Raw genomic sequence first — 18830 nt, 5'->3', positions numbered from 1 at the left:
ATAACACGGTAGGGGTACCGTTTTGTTATCCGGTTTGAAGCCGTATGACCACTCCCTTTTGTGGGCAACTGTCAGGTGAATACCATCTCCATACATATTGAGCGAAAAACTTACCCCTGCGGCGGGGTGCTTTCCGCATTGGAGAGTACGGCATCCATCTGCACCAGTGCGCCGGCGGGCAGTTCGCTTACCCCGAATACGGTGCGGGCAGGCAGATAGCCCGGGAAGTATTGGGTGTAGATGGCATCCACGTCCGCCAGATCCGCAATGTTGGCAAGCTGGATATTGACCTTGACGATATCGTCCATCATATGGCCGATGCTCTCCACAATGGTCTTGATATGGCCGAGGCACTGGGCGGTCTGCTCACGGACGCAACCGGTCAGCACTTTGCCGGTGGTCATGTCGAGCGGCAACTGGCCGGCGATATGGTTGTAGTGGGAGAAGGCGACGCTCTGGGTATGCAGCGGGCTTCTCGGTGCCTTGTCGGTATTGCGGGCACGGATCACCAGGTTGTGCCTGTCTTCCACCAACTGGGGCGGGGTGCCGTCACCGTGGGAGATGACCGCATCCATCTGCACCCGGGCACCCAGCGGCAGGGCAGAGGCCGCGATCACGCTGCGGGCCGGCAGATAGGCGACGGCACGGGCAATGGCCGAATCGGGGAAGAAGGTGGTGTAGACCTCGTTGACGGCGTCCAGATCGGCGAGGTGGGTCAGATAGACAGTCACCTTGACGATGTCGTCAAAGGGCACGTCGATGCTCTCCAGCACGGTTTTGATATTGCGCAGGCACTGGGCCGCCTGCTCGCGAATGCCACCGTCAACCAGGGCGCCGGAGGCGGGGTCGAGGGGCAGCTGGGCACCGATATTGTTGTAATGGGAGAAGGCGACGCTCTGGCTGGAGAGCGGATCCTGCGGGGCGTGGTCGCTGTTTCGGGAGATCTTGAGCAGCGGGCAGGGGGCCTGGGGGAAGGTGCCTTCCCCGTTGGAGAGCAGGGCGTCCATCTGCACCCTGGCGCCGAGCGGCAGACTGGCGACGGCGAGCACTGTGCGGGTCGGCAGCGAGTGGGGGAAGAATTCCCGATAGACGGCGTTGACGGCATCGAGGTCGGCTATGTCCGCGAGGAACAGGGTCACCTTCACCATGTCCTCCATGCCGTGGCCAACGCTCTGGACGATGGCCTGGATATTGGTGAGACACTGTCTGGCCTGCGCCTGGATATCCCCTGCGACCAGCGCGCCCGTTTTCGGATCGACCGGGAGCTGGGCGGCAATATTGTTGTAGTGGGAGAAGGCCACGCTCTGGGTATAGGGCCCCAGATCCTGAGGCGCATTGGGGGTATTTCTGGCTGACTTGATGATGGTACCACTCATGGCGATACTCCTTTTTCGTTTTTGATGTAGGGTCCGGGCCGCATTGTTCTTCCCTGGCCGAATACGGCACGCTGATGACTCGTGATATTGCGGCAACAGTTGCCCGTTCCCGCCGCAGGGCGACGGAGAAAAGGAGAACGATCATCACAGTGTCGAGCCCTGTTTCGATGCAGACAGCGCGTGCAACAGACAAGGGAGAGAAATTGGCCTGGTGATTCAGACGGGAGAATTCTAGGGGGCGGTTATCCCGGGATGCAAACCGGGATCCTGTTTCTATGAGGTGGCTCAACAGAGTGAAATATATTCATTTTGCGATTCAATTCATGACGGGCATGGCAAATAAAGGTGATGATTATCCCGCTTTACCATGAAAGTGGAACCAGATAGCGCCATATTGTCGCGCAACAGGGTTACAGCCTGTGAATCCTCTGTTAATACTTTTGGCGACATTGCAGCTTATTCTCCCGGTTTTGCATAGCTATCTATTTATCGCTCTCTCGACGCACTGTTCAGCGCCACCAAAATATGCTGCGGTGAGCACACTGAAATAACATTCACCCTCTTTGCATGGCCACAGGTCATGACATAAATACGGGAGAAAGAGAGGACGCTTTTTAGCCCCTGCGGCGGAGGCTGACATGGGCGGGTCGCCACACCGCCTATGCCATATCTTTTCAGCGGCGCGAACACAGCCCGCCAGCAGGGCTCATAAGCAAGGGGAGGGGGGCCTTCCCCTTGCCTGCCTCGACTTGCCGCCCCCCGATGCATATCACTCCTGTCATGACCCTCCCTGTGAGGGGGCCCCGGAGTCCGCCCTGCTTTGCCGCCCTGGCGTATCCCGCACTCCTTGCGATGCAGCCGGCTCATCTTCCCCGCACCATCCTTATTTGTGTTCTTTGTCATCAACTGCCGTTATTGCGACTTGGGTCGGGGTTTGGGTGGATTATTAACTGTATGATTAATAATGAAATCAGGGACCCTGCCGACGAGCAGCACGGATCGGCACTCATCTGCCCGGGAGTGGCACATGCGATCGCATCGCGATCCCCGTCATCTGACTTCGGAGGTTTTATGCTTGGATTCATTCTGGGTGACATGTACAGCCGCACCAGCGGGTTTCGGCCACCCCCCCGCCTAGGCAAGCACTTCCCCCTCGCCCCCGACTATCAACTGCGCGGTCGCACCGGTGCCGCCATCCTGACCATGGAGACCCTGCTCGATACCCCCTATCCCCAGAAGAAGTTCAGGGCCCTGATCTATGGCGCCTTTATCGAGCGCCAGCGTCGCCTCTTTGCCGAGCAGGTGGTCATCGGCCGGATGGAGGAGGGCCAGGACCTGGCGATCGCCATTGACCTCGCCTTTATCAGCACGGCAGTGCCCATCGGTCTGCTCGCTATCTCGGAGGAGATCGCGCTGCTGACCACCCCCCGTCCCACCCAGACCCATCCCCATCAGGCGGCTTTGAGCCAGGCGCTCGACTGCACCGCCATGCTGATGTTCTATGCCAAGGTCATTCGCCAGCGCAATGCGGTGCTTGAGCACATCGGCCACCAGTTCGGCTACAGGCCGCAGGCCGGGCTGGTGGCCAGGGTGGGCCACGGCGGGGAAGATGACTATGCCGCCTTCATGGTCAATGTGATGACCTGCATCGCCCATTCGGGCTCCTTCAAGGAGGCGCTGGAGAATGGCGTCAGGATGGGCATGCACGAGCCCGCCTTTTTCTGTATCGTCGGCGCCCTGGCCTCGACCCTGTGGGGAGTGCCCAAACCCTGGGCCCATGAGATCTCTCGATTCATCCAGCGCCAGCACCCCCACTATCTCCAGATCCTGCTGCGGGGCGAAGCCAGGGTGGGCCGCAGACAGATCAACCTGGAGCCTCCCAAACCGCCGCTCTGTGCACCGGTCAAGCGCCAGGTAAACCGCTTCCTGAAGTGGGCCTTCTAGGGCCATGGGAGTGCTCTCGAGGTGCGGGCCCATGGCGCTATCCCATCGGCCCGCCCCTCCTGAGGGTCATCACGGGGCTGTTATCTCACTGACCCCTGCTCCCCGGCTACCTTGCCCAAGAGGGGATGGCCAGAAAAGCCAACGGCTGCACAGGGGACAAGGGGCGGGTAGAAGGTGATCCACCTCGCCTTTTGATGTGAACGTCTTTTGATGTTTGGTGCCATACGATACCATGCAGCGTGTGTTCCTGTTGGGGGAGGCGCCGCCCATCGTCCCCGTGGCTGGCCGCTTGTCCTGTCATGCCCTCGGGATGCACAACCCGGGGCCGCCACGGCAACCCTTATCGCCATAGCCAACAGGACGGAGTATCAGGATGGCCATTGCCATTGAACAGTCGGACAACACACTGAGGGTCAACAAGGATCGCTACGATCTGGGCCGCATCGTCGGCGTGCAGGTAAAAGCTCTCGGCTGGATGGATAGGCTCAAGAAGACCTTGTTGCTGGGAGTGGTCACCTCCAGTGTGCTCTTTTACTTCACCCCTTCCTACGAGCAGGCGGGCAACTGGCTCATCGTGCTCTTCCTGCCCCTGGTGGGTTTTCTGTCTGGCGCCCTGATGGGGCTGCTCTCCTGCGCGAAATATGAGTTTTGCATCGAATTTTCCCACGCCGACGAGACGGGCGTGCAGTGGATCACCGCCGCCAGGAGTCGGCATGTCGCCGATTATGAGACCTTCAAGGCGCAGGCGGCCAGGTTGAAAGAGCGGCTCGGGTAGGGAGCACAGAGTGACGGGTCTGCGCCATCTGGCGCCAGGCATAACAACAAGCCCGATCAGGTGCACCTGTTCGGGCTTGTTCCATTAGGGGGGAGGGCGCTCGGGGAGCGGCTCAGGCGGGATAGAGGGCGCCCAGCACCGCCGGGCGGCTCGCGCCGGTCACCGCAGGCAGGTTGCCCGGCTTTCGCTGGATAAAGCGTTGTGCCAGCCAGGCAAAGGCGGCCCCTTCCACCCAGTCCGGTGCAAGGCCGAGCTGGGCGGTGCTGGTCAGATGCCAGTCGGGCAGCAGGGCTGCCAGCTCCGCCAGCAGCGGGGCGTTGTGGGCGCCGCCGCCGCAGACAAACAGCTCGGGCCGGGTTGACGCATCACGGTGGGTGGGCAACTGGCGGGCGATGCTGTGGCAGGTGAGGGATTGCAGGGTACGCTGCACATCAGCGGGGGCGTATGCGCAGCCGTCCAGCTCGCCGTCGAGCCAGTCGAGGGTGAACATCTCACGCCCCGTGCTCTTGGGGGCGGGGGCAGCGAAGTAGGGGTGAGCCAGCAACTGCTCCAGCAGCGCAGGAATAAGCTTGCCGCTGGCGGCCCACTGGCCACCGTCGTCATAGCTGTCACCGTGTGGATGGTGGCGGCGATACCAGCCGTCGAGCAGGGTGTTGGCGGGGCCGGTATCGAAGCCATATACCCCTGAACCCGCCCCCCCGTCGGTCTGGCCGGGCAGCACCGAGATATTGGCAATGCCGCCGAGGTTCAGCACCACTCTAAGGGCGCCAGGGCGGGCAAAGAGCGCCTGATGGAAGGCTGGCACCAGGGGCGCCCCCTGACCGCCGAGGGCCATGTCCATGGTGCGAAAATCGGCCACCACGTCGATGCCGGTCAGGGCCGCCAGCAGGGCCGCGTTGCCGATCTGCAGGGTAAAGCCGAGCTGGGGGCGGTGGCGTATGGTCTGGCCGTGACTGCCGATGGCGCGAATCTCCTTGGGAGTCAGCGCCGCCTTGGCGAGCAGGGCCTGGGTGGCGGCGGCAAATTCGCGGGCCACCAGGTTGTCGGCGACCCCCATGCGGTCGATTTCGTTCTCCCCCGGGGTGCAGAGGGCGTGCAGCTCGTGGGCGGTCTCCGCTGGCCAGGGATGGCACAGCGCCGCCTCTACTCGAAGCGCTTCCCTATCCATCGTCACCAGCACGGCGTCGATACCGTCCATGCTGGTACCGGACATCAAGCCTATATAGCGTTCCGTCATGACAACCCCCTTTCAATGATGCAGAGGAACCGTCCGATGCCGTGTTCCGCCTTGGTCCCCGGCATCAATCGGATATATGGCCCGCTCATGACATCACCTCTTCAGTGATGCAGAGGAACGGTCTGATACCGTGTTCCACCTTGGTCGACAGCGGTCAGCTGTCGTCGCCGTTGCCCTTGTTTCTGGCCAGTTGCAGCTCGGGGCTGTCCAGCTTGGCCAGCTGGGGCATGGCCTGAGCCTTGAAGCTGGCCAGCGCCCGCCCGCTGAGAGACTCCGCCTGGGGCAGGTTGAGGGTGCGCGGGTTCTTGTGCACGCCGCCCACCACGAACTCATAGTGCAGGTGCGGGCCTGTGACCCGGCCGGTGCCGCCGAGCAGGCCGATGGTCTGCCCCTGCTTCACCCGCTGCCCCTTGTTGACGGTGCGCTTGGAGAGGTGCAGGTACTTGGTCACGTAGTTGCCGGCGTGCTTGATGAAGACGTAGTTGCCGTTGAACTGGTTATAGCCGGCGGCCACCACGCTGCCGCCGCCCGCCGCCATGATGGGGGTGCCCACCGGCGCTACGTAGTCGATGCCGTTGTGGGGGCGCACCTTGCCGGTGACCGGGTGAAGGCGGCGCGGATTGAAGTTGGAGCTGATGTACTTGAAGTTGACCGGCGCGCGCAGGAAGCTCTTGCGCATCGCCTTGCCGTCCGGGGTGTAGTAGTTGCCATCCGTGTTCAGCACGGCACGGTAGATGGCCCCCTGGTTGACGAACTCGGCGGCCAGGATGTCGCCGGAGGCAACCCGCTCGTCATCCTGGTATTTGTCCTGGTAGACCACCCGGAAGCTGTCCCCCGGTTGCAGGTCCTGGGCAAAGTCGATGTCCCAGCCGAAGATGGCGGCGAGATCCATGATCTGGTCTTCCGTCATGCCCGCTTCGACGGCGGCGCCCCAGAAGCTGGAGCGGATCTCCCCCTGGGCCACCTGTTCGCGGGTGTCGAGCTCGATCTTCACCGGCCTGGCCACGAAGCCGTCATCCCGGCGGTTCACTTTGAGCGCCTGCTCCAGGCTGTGGGGGTAATAGAGGCTGTGCAGCTCGCCGCCCTTGGTGAGCTTGAAGGTGAGCTCCTGACCGGGTTTGAGCAGGCGCAGGGTATCCGTGCCCTCGAGCTGGTCGATGAGGTGCAGATCCGTGGTGCTGAGGCCCAGGCGCTGGAAGATGACCCCCATGTTGTCGCCGCTGCGCACCTTCACCTGTCTGGTGACATAGCGCGGTTTGGGCGGGGTGACGGGCTCGGCCCGTGCCAGCTGGGCCTCCTCGTCGACCTGCTGTTCGACGGCCAGTTCGTTGTCGTTGTCATCGACCCGGGTGGCGACTGCCTGTTCGCTCGGCCAGGCCGCCAGCATCATCACCATGATGCTCAGGATAAGCACCATCTTGCGGTGCCAGTGAGGGAGAGAGTTGAAGGCGTGCCAAAGGACCATGAGAAGCAGACAAAGTTGAACCCGGAAGAAGGTCGGAGTTTACCGCCTTTCCAATTGGCCCGCCATTCCAGTAATATGTCTGGCCCTGTGGAATCGTGATTGGAGAGTCAAAAAATGTCCCAGCTCGAGGTGGCGCTAGCCGAGATCAAGCGCGGAGCGGAAGAAATTCTAGTTGAAGAAGAACTGATCGCCAAGTTGAAGGAAGGGCGCCCCCTGCGCATCAAGCTGGGGATGGACCCGACCGCGCCGGACATCCACCTGGGTCATACCGTGATCCTCAACAAGCTGAAGACCTTCCAGGATCTGGGCCATGAAGTGATCCTGCTGATCGGTGACTTCACCGCCATGGTGGGTGACCCCTCCGGCAAGAACGCCACCCGTCCGCCGCTCTCCGAAGAGGCCATCAAGCACAACGCCCTCACCTATGCCGAGCAGGCGTTCAAGATCCTCGACCCGGCCAAGACCCGCATCGAGTACAACTCCACCTGGCTGAGTGAGCTGGGCGCGACCGGCATGATCAAGCTGGCGGCCAAGCAGACCGTGGCCCGCATGATGGAGCGCGACGACTTCAAGAAGCGCTACAGCAACGGCCAGTCCATCGCCATTCACGAATTCCTCTATCCGCTGCTGCAAGGCTATGACTCGGTCGCGCTCAAGGCGGACGTCGAGCTCGGCGGTACCGATCAGAAGTTCAACCTGCTGATGGGTCGCGAGCTGCAAAAAGATGCGGGCATGGCGACCCAGTGCGTGTTGATGATGCCGCTGCTGGTCGGCCTGGACGGCGTCAAGAAGATGTCCAAGTCCGCTGCCAACTACATCGGCGTGCACGATGCCCCGGGGGAGATGTTCGGCAAGATCATGTCCATCACCGACGATCTGATGTGGAACTACTACGAGCTGCTCTCCTTCCGTCCGCTCGCCGAGATTGAAGAGTTCAAGGCAGGTATCGCCGCCGGCACCCTTAACCCACGCGACGTGAAGATCTGGCTGGCCAAAGAGATCATCGCCCGTTATCACGACGAAGCGGCGGCCGAAGCGGCCCACGAAGATTTCACCCAGCGTTTCTCCAAGAACGCCATTCCGGACGACATGCCGGAAGTCGAGCTGGCACTGGAAGGGGAAGGGCTGGCCATCGCCAACCTGCTCAAAGACGCCGATCTGGTGGCCACCACCTCCGAAGCGCTGCGGATGATCAAGCAGGGCGCGGTGAAGCGCGACGGCGAGAAGCTGGACGATGGCAAGGCCCTCATCGGTGCCGGTACCGCCGTCTACCAGGTCGGCAAGCGCAAGTTTGCCCGGGTGACCGTGAAGTAAGTCGCCACCTGCGGCGCTGCCATAAGAAAGGCCTCCCTTGCGGAGGCCTTTTTGTTGGCTCATGGCTGCAAAGAGGGATCAACCCTCGGTTTTCAGGAAGTTGCGATAGAGCATGTAGAGGTGGGCCGAGCTCCAGCTGAAGTTGCTGGCCCCCTGCATGGCGCCGGTCTCCGGGTTGTAGTTCTCGCGGATGGGGCCGCTGCCCGCCAGCCCCTCGGCATTGCTAAACAGCTTGTTGACGAGTTGTTGGGCATCGCTGCGATAGCCGTAGTTCTCCAGCCCCTTCACCCCGAAGTAGAACTGATCCAGCCAGACCCGGCCGCGCCAGTAGATGTCGGGGTCGTAGGCCGGGTTGGTCAGCGCCGCCGTGCCGAGCGGCACCTTGGTGTTGAACTCCTGGGCATTGAGCATCACCTCGCGCACCCGCGCCGCCTTCTCTTTGTCCGCCACCTCGGCCCAGAGCGGACTCCACCCTTCCGGGCCACGGCCGCGGGCTGTCAACAGCTTGCCGACGCAGCCGTTGGCGTCGGGCAGATCCCCCTGGGCTATCTGGCGGTCGTAATAGAAGCCGGAGGCCTCATCGAACAGGCAGCTGTTGATGTAATCGGCCAGCTGGGTTGCCCCTTCGCGGTAGCGGCTCGCCTCGTCCGGCTTGCCGAGGAGCTCGGCCATGTCGGCCAGGATGCGTTTCTCCTTGGCGAGGAAGGCGTTGAGCTCCACCGACTCCTGATCGATGGAGAAGCCGATGAGGCTGCCATCGTCCTGATGGTTTTCAAAGAAGAAGACGTTCCAGTCCTGGCGCGCCTTGGCCATGTCGCCGCCATAGGTCTTGTCGGCATAGCGCTTGAGCTGCTCCGGTTCGATAAAGCCGAAGCGGGCGGCGTTGTCCATGCCGGACTCCCAGCCGGCACCGTGCTGGGCGCCGATATCCATGTCGGCGTAGCCGCCAACGCTCAATACCTGCTGATAGAGCGCCATGCCGGCGCAGCCATACCAGCCATCTCCCTCATTGGTACAGCTCGACAGATCCAGCCCGATCGGTGCCCCCGTCGGGTACTGCACCTTGAAGGTGATGTTGCCGAACTCGTCGTTGTGCTCGACGTGGCGGGTGGCGCCATATTCGATGATGCCGTTGCGGTTGTTGTCCCGCGCCCGATACCACCAGTCGTGATAGGCCTGGATCTTCGGATACATCTCGGCGATGAAGGCCTTGTCCTGGGTGGCGCTGTAGATCTCCCAGATGGCCCAGGCGGAGAGGGGCGGCTTGGTGTCGCGCTCGTTCCAGTTGCCGCCGTCGCCGCCGCGATCGGCGAGCTTGTTGTAGAAGACGGCGTCGATCACCATGCCGGCATCCTGCGGCCGAACCGGGTCATCGGCCTGGATCTGGTAGTCATACATGGCGCGCACGTTGTTCTTGGCTACCTCGGGGTTGAAGTGGGCCATGGCATAGGCGTGCTTCCAGCTGTCCCAGGCCCAGACCCCGTCGAACCAGCGGGCGGTGTTGGAGGGGGTCACTCCGTCGTGCAGGATGGCGCCGGCCGGTGAGCGCCAGTTGCCGTTGAGGGTCTCCATCGCCTTGACCGCGATGCGCCGCTCCGACTCCGGGATCCCCTGATTGGAGAGGCCGCGCGCCAGGTAATCCTCCCAGCGGCGGATGGAGTCGTCGAAATGGCTGGCGGGGTCGGCCAGCAGCGCCTGGCGGCTTCGCTCGAAGCGGCTCGCGTCAGCACGGCTGTGGACATAGCTCTGCAGGGTGTAGATATCCTGCTGGCCCTTGGCGGCCAGGGTGAGGCTGGCCTCGCTCACGTAGCCGAGGCCCTGCTCGTCGAGGGTGGTGCTACTCGGCAGGGTGCGATCGATGCGGTAGCTGGCGCTGCCGCTTTGCATGATGTTCCAGGTGCTGCGCAGTTTGCTGAACTGGAATGCCACGCCGCGCTCGGTCTGGCTGATGGTGCGGGTCCAGGCGGGGTACTGCTCGGCGACCGTCTTGTTGGCATCCCACTGGTTGAGCAGCTCCCCCTGCCAGTTGAGCTTGAGGGTGAGGGGGGCGTCAGTGTGGTTGATGAGGCGGGTGCGAACCAGCGCAGTGCGGGCATCGCCGTAGCGCAGCTCCAGCTCCAGGGTGAAGGGGTCGAATTCGAAGCGCTGCACCAGCGCCCCCGGGATGGCGTACAGGGCCTGTTTGCTGGCGCTGGTGAGCGGAAAGGCGCGGCCGCTCTCGTCGCTCAGGGTCAGCTTGTCCAATTCCCTTGCGAAGAACAGGCTGTACTCCTCGGCGATGACCATGGGGCCGGTAAAGCCGCCCCACTCGCTGTCGCTGGCGGGCAGCAGGAAGCCGTGCCAGGCACCGAGATCGAGCAGCGGGTTGTATTTGAGGTTGGCGTAGCTGTCAAAGTCACGGAACTGGAGCGGGGTGCCGCTGCGGTCGATCACGTTCTGATACTGGTTCGCCAGGGTGGCGCTGGGGGCGGCCGGGCTGCTGGAGTCATTGCCGTTGCAGGCAGTGAGGCCGAACAGGGCGACGCTCAGGGTGACGGATAGTAAACCTTTACGAAACATCTCTCGCTCCAATGACAGTTTTTGTAGGTTAAGGAAGGTGTTTTTTAGTATTTGTTTTAGTGAAAGCGTTTGCGAGAGCCATTATAGGGCGATTCTGACGGGATTATTGGCGCTGTGTCACAGTGCAGGAGGGGCGAGTGTGAGCCGGATCACCCGGTTACACGAGGTTACATAGCTTTGTGTTTTAGTAATTATTTACTTTTGTGGTGGCAGTCAGCGAGAGAGAGGAGGGGCAGGTACGCAGGTATTGGTGGGGGGTCAGGCCGAACTCCTCCTTGAAGCGCGCGGCAAAGCGGCCGGGGGAGTCGTAGCCACAGGCGAGGGCGGTCTGAAGCGGCGTGAGCCCCTGTTGCAGCAGGGTGAGGGCGTGCCCCAGGCGTACCTGGGTCAGCACCTGGCGAAAGCTGCGCCCCTCGGCGGCCAGTTTGCGGACCAGGGAGGCGCGGCTCATGGCGAAGTGGGTCGCTACCGTCTCCAGCCGGTGATCAAGACCAGGCTCCACGCTGAGGTAACGGGCCAGCCGCTCCCCCAGGGTCATGGTGGTGGCAGGAAAGAGCAGGCCAAGGCCCCCCGCTTCCCTGAGCTCGCCATAAAACCCTTGCAGCAGCTGGGTCTGGGCCGTCTCGCAGAGCTGCCGCTGCGCCATGGTGGTGACGAGATCGAAGCAGAAGGCGAGGGCCGACGTCACCCTGATGGCCGGTGGCTTGAGGAGATCGAGGGTGCTCTCTGCCAGCCACTCGGCCGGTGGCGGGGCCAGCAGGGTGAGCGCCTGGGAGCGAAACGTGCCCTGCTCCGGCTGGTTGACGAAGGTGAGCCGGTGACCCGCCGGGATCAGCAGCCAGCTCTCCTTGTCAAAGGAGAGGCGCTGCTCCCGCCACCACAGCTGCTTGCGGCCCTGCTGCACCCAGATGAGGGTCGGCGCGTAGATGAGCACCCGGCGCAGGGGCTGCTGGCGGATCCCGAAGTAGTGATTCAGTTGCAGCAGGGGCGTGCTCATCGGGCGGGCTCCTAGGGGGTGGTGAAGGTGGCGGTCAGGGTGGCCTTGCCAAGGGCCAGGCTGTTGAGCATGTAGCCTACCATGGCGGGCGGGGTGTTGGCCTTCACCTCCAGCGCCTTGGGCAGGGCCCAGACGGTGAACTGGTAGCGGTGCATGCCGTGACCGGCGGGCGGGCAGGGGCCGCCATAACCCTGGGTACCGTAGTCGGTGCCAAGCTCCAGCCCCTGCTTGATCTTGCCGGAGGCATTGCTCGGCAGCTCGCTCTGGCTGGCCGGCAGGTTCACCACCAGCCAGTGCCACCAGCCGCTGCCGGTGGGGGCGTCCGGGTCATAGGCGGTGATGGCGACGCTCTGGGTGCCGGCGGGCAGGCTCTGCCAGCTCAACTGGGGGGAGCGGTTCTCGCCGCTGCAACCAAAGCCGTTGAAGCTGAAGACCTTGTCCATGGGTTCACCCTCGCGGATGTCGGTACTCTTGAGGGTCATGGCGCCGGCGGGCAGGGCCGCGAGGCAGAGCAGGGGCAGCAGCGGGATAATGGGGGATCTCATGATGGGCACTCCTTTGTGTGAATATGGCATTCACTCTAAGGGGGCTGGCTCAAAACAGAGTGCCCATATGGCTCAAATTATGCCATGGAGGTGGCTTTTGTGAGCTGTTCGGGGCTTTTGAGGGGCATAAAAAAACCGGCATCCTGGGATGCCGGTTTTTGGGAGAGGCGAGGGGCCTTAGCGCAGGATCATCTCGTCACGGCCCGGGCCGACGGAGACCATGGGCACTGGCACGCCCAGCAGGGCTTCGATGCGCAGCACATAGTCCTGGGCAGCCTTGGGCAGCTCGGCGAAGGTGCGGCAGGCGCTGATGTCTTCGCTCCAGCTCTCCATCTTCTCGTAGACGGGGGTGAGGGCGGCGGTCTGCGGCCAGATCGGGTTCTCGGTGTGGGCACCTTCGTAGGCCACGCAGATCTTCAGATCCGGCAGACCGGTCAGGCAGTCCAGCTTGGTCAGGGCCACTTCGGTGGCAGCCTGCAGCTCGACGCCGTTCTTGGTGGCGACGGCATCGAAGTAACCCACGTCACGGGGACGGCCGGTGGTGGCGCCGAACTCGTTGGTGATCTTGCGGAACTCGTCCTGGTTCTCCATGGCGGTCAGCAGGGTGCCGGTACCGACGGAGGAGCTGAAGGCCTTGGCCACGGCGATGACGCGCTCCGGGCGCAGGCCCGGCAGACCGCCACCGATGCCGGCGTAGGCGCCGGAAACGTGGGAGGAGGTGACCCAGGGGTATTCGCCGTAGATGAGATCACGGCCGGCACCCAGCTGGGCTTCGAACAGCAGGGTCTTGCCTTCGGCTTGCAGTGCCTTGAGGGGCATGCTGACGTTGCAGACGGCGTCCAGCCAGGGAGCGGACACTTCCAGCAGCCAGTCGGCCATCTCCTGGGCGGTCTGGGTGAATTCGAACTCCGGATAGAGAGCCTTCATCTGCGGCAGTTTCCAGTCCAGCATGAACTGGATGCGCTCGACCAGCACGTCCGGCTGTTTCAGCCAGCCCACCAGGATCGCCTTTTTCATGACCCGATCACCGTAAGCCGGGGCGATGCCCTGACGGGTGGAGCCGTAGGCGCCGTCACCCAGGCGTTGCTCTTCCAGGGTGTCTTCCAGCGCGTGCAGCGGCAGGCAGAGGGTGGCACGGTCAGAGATGGCGAGCTTGGGAATGACGCCGGAGGCCTTGACCTCTTCCAGCTCGACGGTGAGCTTCTCGGGGCTGATCACCATGCCGGGGCCCAGCACGACCAGGCAATCCGGGTTGAAGACGCCGCTCGGCACCTGGTGCAGCTTGAAGGTGCCCAGATCGTTGACCACGGTGTGGCCGGCGTTGTTGCCGCCCTGGAAACGAATACTGGCGCCAGCCTGGCCTGCCAGATAATCGACGATGCGGCCTTTGCCTTCATCACCCCAGTTAGCACCTACGACTACGATAGACGACATGACTCTTTCTCCTAAGACGTTAGGCGTCCATCCTAGGAGCCCCGTGAGGATTAGAAAAATTAATTATCTTTATAATTCCGATAAGGAAGCCATATAATTCCGGTGCCATTATCGACACCGCGCTCCCTTTTGTGGTGACCGTGCCCTGGCGGCGCTGGCCCTGCCACCGACTCGGGAGAAGAGGAACCCCATGCTGGACATTCACTGGCTGCACACCTTCGTCACCCTGGCCCGGTTGCAGCACTTCGGCCAGACGGCCACCGAACTGCACATGACGCAACCCAATGTGAGCCTGCACCTCAAGAACCTGGAGCAGGCGACCCGGGTCAAGCTGGTGGAGCGCAGCCCGTTTCGCCTGACCCAGGCGGGGGAGCGGCTGCTGCAAAGCGCCGAGCGCGCCATCAACGAGTTGCAGCTCTGCCAGTCCGATCTCAATGCCCTGAGCCAGTTGAGCCAGGGGACGCTCGCCATCGCCGCCAGCGACATCATCTCGCGCCTGCTGCTCATCCAGCCGTTCCAGCGCTTCAAGCAGGCCTTCCCCGGCATCGACCTCACCCTGTTCAACACCACCTCGGATCAGGCGGCGGATCTGGTGCGGGCGGGCAAGGCGGATCTGGGCTTCGTGATGGCACAAAAGCGCAGCGAGCCGCTCTTCTACACCGAGTTGCAGCAGGTGACCTGGTGTGCCCTGGGGCACGGCCTGGCCCGCTGGCAGGCGCGGGCCAGCTCGGGGGAGAGCGATCCTCTGGACGAGCCGACCCTGATCCTGCTGGGGCACGACACCCGGACCCGGGCATTGATCGACCCCTCCCTGCCCCTGCTCGGCCTGCCGAGCTGCCGCATCATGGAGGTGGGGAGCGTGGATGCCCAGCTCGACTGGGCCGAGGCGGGCTTTGGCGTCGCCATCGTGCCGGATTTCTCCCTTCACCCCAGGCTCAAGCTGACCGCCCCGGTGACCCGGCTCACCGATTTTCCCGGTACCAGCCTGGGGTACGTGGTGCGCCAGAACCAGGTGCTGTCCCGGGCCATCAAGCAGCTGCTGCACTGGGTGGAGGAGGAGATCCAGAATCCGGCGCTGCTGCTGGCGCCGTGACAGGCCAGGCGCCCGTTCCCGATAACCAAGAGGCCACCCCTGGGGTGGCCTCTTGGTTGGTGTTCATTGCCCGGCGGGGGCTGTGGTCTCCACCGCGTGGCTGGGCGGGCTGGCCGGCATGGCCTCCGGTGATGGCGCCTCCAGCGGCGTTGCCGACGAGGCGGGCGCCTCAGGCGGGGTCAGGGGATGGCCTGGTGCCAGGGTTGCGCTGCCCGGTGTGGGCGGCTCGGTCAGTGCCGGGGCCTGGTTGGTGGAGGCCGCCCCCGAACTGGTTGAGAGGGTCGCGGCGGCCGGCTGCTCCGGCAAGGTGTCGGACCCCTCCAGTGGCGCGGTGCCTTCCAGGGGGCCTGTCCCATCGGTCGGTGTGGCCGCGCTGCTCGCCGGGGACAAGGTCGGCAAGGCACCCGATGTCGCCCCGGCACCGGATGCCGTGAGGGTGTCCGCCGGGAGGGTGGGCACGGCATCCAGCATGCCGGGATGGAGCAGGGCGATGCTACCCGCCTGCATGCCTTCCCAGGTGAGGGTGGTCAGTGCCGGATGCAGCCGGGTGAACTGCTTGAGCCGCTCGTTCAGCACGTCCCGCAGGGTGTGCACCTCGCTCTCGGGCAGACTGGCCAGCGCCACCAGTTCGGCGGTGACGGCGAAGGTATTGACCCCGCTTGTCTGCCCCGGATAGAGGTTGGCGCCAATGCGGCTGCGATCATAGTAGGGGTGCTGCTTGAGCAGCTTGTCCACCTGTTCCCCCTCGATGGGAATGAGGCGGGCCTGACAGCGGCCGGTGAGATCGCCGATGGCCTGGTTGGGGTGGCCGGCGACCACGAAGGCGGCGTCCAGGGTACCGTTGCAGAGCCCTTCGAGCCGGTTGCCGGGCGTGCTCACGGGGGGCGGTACGAAGCTGGCCGGCTGCCAGCCCATGGCGTCCAGGAGTGCCTGGCTGGTGACCTTGTCTCCCGAGTTGGGCGCGCCAAGGTCGACCCGCTTGCCTTCGATGTCCGCCAGGGTGGTGATGTTGCTGGTGGCGCTGGCAATCAGGGTCAGGGACTCCTTGTGGAGCCGCAGCAGGCTGCGCAGCTGATCGTCCGGGGCCTGGCCCGCGAAGGGGCCGCTGCCGTGCACCGCATGGTAGAGCACATCCGACTGCATCAGGGCGAGCTGTACCTCTCCCTTGGCGAGGGCCGCCAGATTGGCGATGGAGCCCGAGGTACTCTGCACCGTGCAGTGCAGGCCGTGGCGGGCACTCTCCTCGTTGAGCAGGCGGCAGATGGCGCCTCCTGTCGGGTAGTAGACGCCGTTGAGGGCTCCCGTGCCAATGGTGACATAGGCGGGGGAGGCGAAGAGGGAGGGCGCCAGCACGGCCGCAAGCCAGGGCAGGGCGGTACGTGACAGACGCAACAGGGCAGAGAAGGCGAATGGGCGCATAGTGGACCGAAACCGTGGCTGAACATGAGGAGGAGGCGGGCTCATCCGTTGATGAGCCTCATCTTATCCGTATCAGACGGGAAGCTGAACGGATTTTACCGCTTTTGCGCGCATCGGGCGGCCTGGGGCCGCCGCCCGGGACGGTTCGCTAGCGGGTCTGGAGAATGGCTTTCTCCATGCGGGCCAGGGCCTCGGTGAGACGGGCCCGGGTGCAGCCAAAGTTGAGCCGCACGAACTGGCCGTTGCCGAACTGGGCACCGGGAGAGAGACCCACACCCGCCTGTTCGAAGAAGGCGACGGGATCGTCCAGGCCCAGGGCGCTCATGTCGATCCAGGCGAGGTAGGTGGCCTGGTTGCGGGCCAGCTTGACGCCGGGCCAGCGGGCCACGGCCTGCTCGATCAGGGCCAGGTTGCCGGCCAGGTAGTCGAGCTGTTCATTCAGCCACTGCTCGCCCCCCTCATAGGCCGCCTCGGCCGCCACGAACCCCAGCAGATTGACGTCGGCGCTGATGCCGCGCATCGCCTGTTGCAGCTTGAGCCGCAGGCGGGCATTGGGGATCACGGCGAAGGAGCAGCACAGCCCCGCGATGTTGAAGGTCTTGCTCGGCGCCATCATGACGGCGGAGCGTTCGGCCGCCTCCGGGCTCAGGGCACCATAGGGGATGTGGCGGGCATCCTTGTCCAGCAGCAGGTCGCAGTGGATTTCGTCGGAGCAGATCACCAGGTTGTGGCGCTCGGCGATGGCGTCGATGGCCAGCAGCTCTTCCCGGGTGAAGACGGTGCCACCCGGGTTGTGGGGGTTGCACAGCAGCAGCAGATCCGCCGAGGGGGCCTGACGCTCAAGCTCTTCGAGATCCAGCACCCAGCGGCCTTCTTCCTCCACCACGGGGACGGTGAGCAGGGGGCGGTCATTGAAGCCCGGCGCCTGCAGGAAGGGGTAGTAGACCGGCTTGGGGGTGATGATGCCGCGCCCGTGCTGGCTCCAGGCCTTGCAGGCGAGATTGAGGCCCGGCACCACCCCGGGCAGGAAGACGAGCCATTCGGGCTGGATGGTCCAGCCATAGCGGCTGGCCAGACGGGATACGATGAGTTCGATGAGCCGGGGAGAGGGGCGCGAATAGCCGAAGATGCCGTGGGCGACCCGTTTGGTAAGGGCCTCCAGTACGGCGGGGGGAGAGACGAAGTCGGTGTCTGCGACCCACATGGGCAGGACATCCTGACCCTTGTATTTGTCCCATTTCAGGCTCATGGTACCGCTGCGATCTATTTCCCGGTCAAAATCAAACATGTTAAATCCTTGTACTGGCGCTGGATGGGCTTCCAATGTACGGACTTGGACGCCCCCCCGCAACCCTTGAGGTGGCTGTTGATAATGACATAAAATAGCCGCCGCCATACGCCAAGCCCGCCCGCATCTGGCTCCTTTTTTTCTTCCATATCAATGGTATCTCTATGAGTTTGCTGTCTGCTGCCCGCAAGAGGCCGGATCCCGTCTCTCTCTCGTTTCTCGCCGTGACCTTCATGACCGGGGTGGCGGTGGCGCTGCAGGTGCCGACCTTGAGCCTGTTTCTGGCCGAGGAGGTGCAGGTGCGCCCCTTCCTGGTGGGGCTCTTCTACACGGTGAACGCGGTGATCGGCATCCTCATCAGCCAGTGGCTCGGCCACCGCTCCGACAACAAGGGGGATCGCAAGCAGCTGATCCTGCGCTGCTGCTTTGCCGGCATCGTGCTCTCCCTGCTGTTTGCCTGGAACCGGCAGTACTGGTTGCTGGTGAGCCTGGGGGTGCTGCTGGCGAGCCTGACCGCCACCGCCAGCCCGCAGCTGTTCGCCCTGGCGCGGGAATACGCCGACAGCCGCAACAAACAGGCCGACATGTTCAGCTCGGTGCTGCGGGCCCAGTTCTCCCTGGCCTGGGTGATAGGGCCGCCCATCGCCTTCGCGCTCGCCATCGGCTACGGCTTCGAGGTGATGTATCTGGCCTCGGCGCTGGCCTATGTCATCTGCGCCTTCGTGGTGTGGCGCTGGCTTCCCTCCCTGCCGCTGCCGGTGATGGACAGCGAGGTGGAGCGGGTGAGCAGCTGGCGGGATCCGTCGGTGCGGGCGCTCTTCATCGCCTCCACCCTGATGTGGACCTGCAACAGCATGTACCTCATCAACATGCCCCTCTACATCACCCGCGAGCTGGGGCTGGAGGAGAAGCTGGCCGGTTTGCTGATGGGCACGGCGGCGGCCCTGGAGATCCCCTTCATGCTGCTGGCGGGCTACTACACCCGGCGCTTTGGCAAGCGGCCCATGATGCTGCTGGCGGTGCTGGCCGGGGTCGGTTTCTATGGCGGTCTCGTGACCCTGTCGAGCCAGCATGCCCTCATTGCGCTGCAACTGCTCAATGCCATCTTCATCGGCATCGTGGCCGGCATCGGCATGTCCTATTTCCAGGACTTGATGCCGGGGCGCGCCGGGGTGGCGACCACGCTCTTTTCCAACAGCATCCGCACCGGCTCCATCATGGCGGGGGCCATCGCGGGGACGGTGGCGGAGCTCTGGAGCTTCCACGGGGTCTTCATGGTGGCGGCGGCCCTGGCGCTGATGGCGCTGGCCGCCTGCTGGCGGGTCCCCAACGTATAGGGGATGCAAAAGGGAGCCGATGCCTGGATGTGCCGGCACCAGTGCCC

Annotated in this window: 14 protein-coding genes; 5 read left to right on the top strand and 9 right to left on the bottom strand. The window is 63.7% G+C overall.

Annotation, left to right across the window (positions count from 1 at the left end; all coding sequences use genetic code 11):
* Positions 1 to 110: 110 nt before the first annotated feature.
* A complete protein-coding gene (locus tag AB5Y54_RS13815) occupies positions 111 to 1376 on the bottom strand; it encodes a Rid family detoxifying hydrolase (protein ID WP_368153921.1) in 1266 nt (421 codons plus the stop codon).
* Positions 1377 to 2447: 1071 nt separating this feature from the next.
* Here AB5Y54_RS13815 and AB5Y54_RS13810 point away from each other — a divergent pair.
* A complete protein-coding gene (locus AB5Y54_RS13810; protein WP_041212597.1) occupies positions 2448 to 3320 on the top strand; it encodes a hypothetical protein in 873 nt (290 codons plus the stop codon).
* Between the two features lie 373 nt (positions 3321 to 3693).
* Complete coding sequence (locus tag AB5Y54_RS13805; RefSeq protein WP_223915755.1) at positions 3694 to 4095, top strand: hypothetical protein; 402 nt, start codon at positions 3694 to 3696, stop codon at positions 4093 to 4095.
* 112 nt (positions 4096 to 4207) lie between these two features.
* Here AB5Y54_RS13805 and AB5Y54_RS13800 read toward each other — a convergent pair whose 3' ends face one another.
* A complete protein-coding gene (locus tag AB5Y54_RS13800; protein WP_323941795.1) occupies positions 4208 to 5332 on the bottom strand; it encodes an anhydro-N-acetylmuramic acid kinase in 1125 nt (374 codons plus the stop codon).
* A gap of 154 nt (positions 5333 to 5486) precedes the next feature.
* The gene (locus tag AB5Y54_RS13795) at positions 5487 to 6797 is read right to left on the bottom strand and encodes a peptidoglycan DD-metalloendopeptidase family protein (protein WP_041212599.1); all 1311 of its coding nucleotides are present in this window, start codon (positions 6795 to 6797) and stop codon (positions 5487 to 5489) included.
* A gap of 114 nt (positions 6798 to 6911) precedes the next feature.
* On the opposite strand from AB5Y54_RS13795, the gene tyrS reads away from it, so the two are divergent.
* Positions 6912 to 8111, top strand: a complete 1200-nt coding sequence (tyrS, locus tag AB5Y54_RS13790) for a tyrosine--tRNA ligase (RefSeq protein ID WP_041215604.1) — start codon at positions 6912 to 6914, stop codon at positions 8109 to 8111.
* A gap of 78 nt (positions 8112 to 8189) precedes the next feature.
* Here the strand turns inward: tyrS and ygjK are convergent, their stop codons facing one another.
* The 4 genes from ygjK to AB5Y54_RS13770 form a co-directional block, all read right to left on the bottom strand.
* Positions 8190 to 10670: an alpha-glucosidase gene (gene ygjK, locus AB5Y54_RS13785; RefSeq protein WP_368153920.1), complete on the bottom strand. Its 2481-nt coding sequence runs from the start codon at positions 10668 to 10670 to the stop codon at positions 8190 to 8192.
* A 184-nt stretch (positions 10671 to 10854) separates the two neighbouring features.
* Positions 10855 to 11667, bottom strand: coding sequence for an AraC family transcriptional regulator (locus AB5Y54_RS13780; protein WP_048207195.1), 813 nt, complete (start codon positions 11665 to 11667; stop codon positions 10855 to 10857).
* 11 nt (positions 11668 to 11678) lie between these two features.
* The gene (locus AB5Y54_RS13775) at positions 11679 to 12212 is read right to left on the bottom strand and encodes a YbhB/YbcL family Raf kinase inhibitor-like protein (RefSeq protein ID WP_039040154.1); all 534 of its coding nucleotides are present in this window, start codon (positions 12210 to 12212) and stop codon (positions 11679 to 11681) included.
* A gap of 177 nt (positions 12213 to 12389) precedes the next feature.
* A complete protein-coding gene (locus tag AB5Y54_RS13770) occupies positions 12390 to 13646 on the bottom strand; it encodes an adenylosuccinate synthetase (protein WP_368153919.1) in 1257 nt (418 codons plus the stop codon).
* Between the two features lie 190 nt (positions 13647 to 13836).
* Between AB5Y54_RS13770 and AB5Y54_RS13765 the strand changes: the two genes are divergently transcribed.
* Positions 13837 to 14739 carry a LysR family transcriptional regulator gene (locus AB5Y54_RS13765; RefSeq protein ID WP_041212603.1) on the top strand — a complete coding sequence of 301 codons (903 nt, stop codon included), beginning with the start codon at positions 13837 to 13839 and terminating at the stop codon, positions 14737 to 14739.
* Positions 14740 to 14802: 63 nt separating this feature from the next.
* Here the strand turns inward: AB5Y54_RS13765 and AB5Y54_RS13760 are convergent, their stop codons facing one another.
* Both AB5Y54_RS13760 and AB5Y54_RS13755 read right to left on the bottom strand, forming a co-directional pair.
* A complete protein-coding gene (locus AB5Y54_RS13760) occupies positions 14803 to 16158 on the bottom strand; it encodes a TAXI family TRAP transporter solute-binding subunit (protein ID WP_368153918.1) in 1356 nt (451 codons plus the stop codon).
* 148 nt (positions 16159 to 16306) lie between these two features.
* Entirely contained in the window at positions 16307 to 17446 is a 1140-nt protein-coding gene (locus AB5Y54_RS13755; protein WP_010673889.1) for a MalY/PatB family protein, read from the bottom strand.
* Positions 17447 to 17610: 164 nt separating this feature from the next.
* Here AB5Y54_RS13755 and AB5Y54_RS13750 point away from each other — a divergent pair, with 164 nt between their 5' ends.
* Positions 17611 to 18783: an MFS transporter gene (locus AB5Y54_RS13750; RefSeq protein WP_052814361.1), complete on the top strand. Its 1173-nt coding sequence runs from the start codon at positions 17611 to 17613 to the stop codon at positions 18781 to 18783.
* Positions 18784 to 18830: the final 47 nt, after the last annotated feature.

This window comes from Aeromonas sp. s9, assembly GCF_040907765.1.
In the GTDB taxonomy this organism is placed as follows: Bacteria; Pseudomonadota; Gammaproteobacteria; order Enterobacterales; family Aeromonadaceae; genus Aeromonas; species Aeromonas caviae.
This window is presented reverse-complemented; position numbering and strand designations above follow the sequence as displayed.